The sequence below is a fragment of the Mesorhizobium sp. M7D.F.Ca.US.004.03.1.1 genome (assembly GCF_003998635.1).
Lineage (GTDB): Bacteria > Pseudomonadota > Alphaproteobacteria > Rhizobiales > Rhizobiaceae > Mesorhizobium > Mesorhizobium loti.
In genome coordinates, this window is sequence record NZ_RZQG01000744.1 from 1 (window position 1) to 3002 (window position 3002).

General features: G+C 61.9%; 3 protein-coding genes and 1 pseudogene. 1 reads left to right on the top strand and 3 read right to left on the bottom strand.

The features are described from left to right. Both EN935_RS29060 and EN935_RS29065 read right to left on the bottom strand, forming a co-directional pair. A partial coding sequence (locus EN935_RS29060) for a hypothetical protein (RefSeq protein ID WP_127373886.1) occupies nucleotides 1–684 on the bottom strand: 684 nt, incomplete at its 3' end. A 5-nt stretch (nucleotides 685–689) separates the two neighbouring features. Continuing rightward, nucleotides 690–1802, bottom strand: a complete 1113-nt coding sequence (locus EN935_RS29065; RefSeq protein ID WP_126069477.1) for an endonuclease/exonuclease/phosphatase family protein — start codon at nucleotides 1800–1802, stop codon at nucleotides 690–692. Nucleotides 1803–1991: 189 nt separating this feature from the next. Here EN935_RS29065 and EN935_RS29070 point away from each other — a divergent pair, with 189 nt between their 5' ends. Next, on the top strand, nucleotides 1992–2558 hold the full coding sequence (locus EN935_RS29070) for a BA14K family protein (RefSeq protein WP_126069478.1): 567 nt from the start codon (nucleotides 1992–1994) through the stop codon (nucleotides 2556–2558). Between the two features lie 92 nt (nucleotides 2559–2650). Here EN935_RS29070 and EN935_RS29075 read toward each other — a convergent pair. Continuing rightward, nucleotides 2651–3002 (bottom strand): annotated as a pseudogene (locus tag EN935_RS29075) (ketol-acid reductoisomerase); the annotation flags it as partial.

The following is a 3002-nucleotide window of genomic DNA, read 5'->3' on the forward strand; positions in this document are numbered from 1 at the left end:
CGGCTTCATGTGCGGTGACAGCCCGACCGGCAGGTCGGCGGCATGGCGGATGATCACCGGCCCTTCGATCTCCGGCTCTGTCTCGGTGGCGACGAAGGCTGAGATGCGTCGTGCGACCTCGTCGGCGGGCGCTGTTTCGTGATAGCGGCGGAAGATCACCGTGCCGCTATTGGTCGACAGGGCGTGCCAGCGCTTGCCGCGTTGAGCACCTGACAGGTCGAGGCCGGTTTCCTCGCGCACCTCACGGATCATGTTGAAATCGACATCGACCTGCCCATCGCGAAAATCAACCGGCTCGAACGAGCCGGCGGCGAAATAGACGCGGCCGGCATTGACTGTCTGCGGGCCCATACGGATCGCCACCAGTGCATTGTCGCCAGCCACCAGCACTGCATGCGCATAGGCGTGCTCGGCGCCCGAATTCTCGCGCCGTTTTCGCCACAGCATGAAGGTCGAGTAGTTGACCGCATGGCAGCGGCCGACGAGACGGTTGTCGCGGTAGGCGAGTTGCGACAGCAGCACCACCGTGCCGTCGAACAGCGCCGGATTGGCAGCGATTTCGCGCTGCCAATTCTCGGCGATCGCCTCTGCATTCTCCAAGGCGAAAGGATGCGGACCGGGATCGAGCCGGACGTCGACGGCGTCGACCGGCAGGATGACATTGCGCGGCAGGTCGAAACTCATGTCGCTCAGGTCATATCCAGGGTGATGGCCACCGGGCAATGGTCCGACGCCTTCGGGCGGTCCCAGCCGGCTCGCGGAAAGCGCTCCACTTCCTGCCCCGGCGGAAAAATGGTGCGCCAGGGCTGGCCGTTGCGGATGATGTCGGGAACGGCCGTCGCGTTGCTGGCGGCAAGCCCCTTCGACAGCAAAATGTAGTCGAGCTGGCACAGATGTCGCTCTTCCGGTCCGCGCGTGTGGTACAAACTCCAGCGGTTCATCTCGGGGCGCCGCTCGACGACATTTTCGCAGAAGCCGCCTTCTGTCAGCACATTGATACAGGACACGGCCTCGTCGACCACCTCGAAGCGATAGCCGTCGATTGCGTCGCCGGCGATCTTCACGCGCTGGCGGTAATCATTCATGTCGCCGCAGATCGCCCACCGCTTGTCGGCGGCATGGTCCTTGCCAAAACGCTCCTCGATGATCCGTCGCACGGCTTGCGCCTCCGCGATGCGCACCGGCATCGTCGCCTCGCGCCCGTCGAGCCCGTTGCGCGGCGAGCCCATCGACTTGAAATGCACGAGGTAAAGCGTCAGCGGCACGCCGCCCACGGTGACGTCGACTTCCAGGCAGTCGCGCCGAAAGATGCGTTCATTGGCCTGGTTGCCGAGTGCCGCAAGCTCCGGCGTGTGCAGTCCAAACTGTTCATAGGTGACATAGGCGTGGCTGGTCATGCGCACGAATTCGATCGGCTGGCCCTGCGCGGTTTCGTTGCGCATCATCACGGCAACGTCGATGCCGCGCGAATCATTGCCCGATGTGGTGTATTTCTGCCGGTAGCCCTGCCCCACCATCTTGAACAGGTAGCCATATTCGAAGGCCTTCAGCGCCTCGATATTGTCGACCTCCTGCATACAGATGATGTCGGCGCGTGTGGCCGCGATCGCCAGCGCCGTCAGCTGGCGCGTGTCGTCGGACTGGGCAATGGCGCGGGCCTGCTCCAGCATCTTGTATTCGGCTTCGCTCTGGATATCGAACAGCGCCAGCGTGCGATCCTCGTTGAGCTGGTTGCGATAGCCGGAATAATCGAACCTGTTCATCAGGTTCTCGACATTGAAGGTGGCAAGGCGCAGCGACATGCCATGACATTTGCCCGCAAGTGCTGGAGAAAACAAGCTCGCAGGACCACCAGCGGAGATCGATTGGCCCTCGGGGCTTTCGCGCCATGGTTGACGGAACCTTTCCGTTCATCCGCCGTTCAGATGCAAACATCCATTGTTGCCCCATTCCTCGGGTGGGCGTGGGGCCTGTAACTCTTGGAGAGTGCAATGAATTCGCTCTTTTCTTCCACGGTCAAATCTGGGTTGATAGCCCTGGGTATCCTCTCTGGCGTCACGGCACCATCCGCCGCCGGACCGATCCTGCAGCCTAACATGTCGATCCCCACCAGTACGGCGGCGCCGACGGTCACGCCAGTGCGCGATAGCTGGGCGGGCGGCAATGACCGGCAGTTCAACAACGATTGGAGATGGCGCCGGTCGGGCAACTGGAACGGAGGCCGCAGACACTGGAACGGTGGAGGCAACTGGAACGGCGGCGGCAACTGGGATCGCGGAGACAATTGGCGTTGGCGCCGTCATCACTATCGCGGCGGCCGTTACCACGATGATGGAGCGGCCGCACTCCTGGGCCTTGGGCTAGGGCTGGGCATCGGCAGCATGTACAACAACTACAACTACTACGATGCACCGCCGCCGCGCCGCTACTACCGTGCCGGCCGGCTTTCGAGCGCCCATGTCCAATGGTGCTACAGCCGCTACCGGTCCTACCGGGCCTACGACAACACGTTCCAGCCCTACAACGGCCCGCGCCAGCAGTGCTACTCGCCCTATTGATGAGCTAGCCTGTAGCCAGAAATGAAAAACGGCGCCATATGGCGCCGTTTTTTGTTCTTCGAAGCTGCCGTTTTCGACGTATGGACTTTCGCTCAGTTTTTGGCCTTGTCGACCAGCTTGTTCTTGGAAATCCACGGCATCATCGCGCGCAGCTTGGCGCCGACTTCCTCGATCTGGTGGCTGTCATTGTTGCGGCGGATGCCCTTGAAGCGGGACATGCCGGCGCGGTACTCCTGCATCCATTCCGAGGTGAACTTGCCGGTCTGGATGTCCTTCAGCACGCGCTTCATCTCGGCCTTGGTCTCGGCGGTGATGATGCGTGGGCCCGAGACATATTCGCCCCATTCGGCGGTGTTCGAGATCGAGTAGTTCATGTTGGCGATGCCGCCTTCATAGATCAGGTCGACGATCAGCTTGACCTCGTGCAGACACTCGAAATAGGCC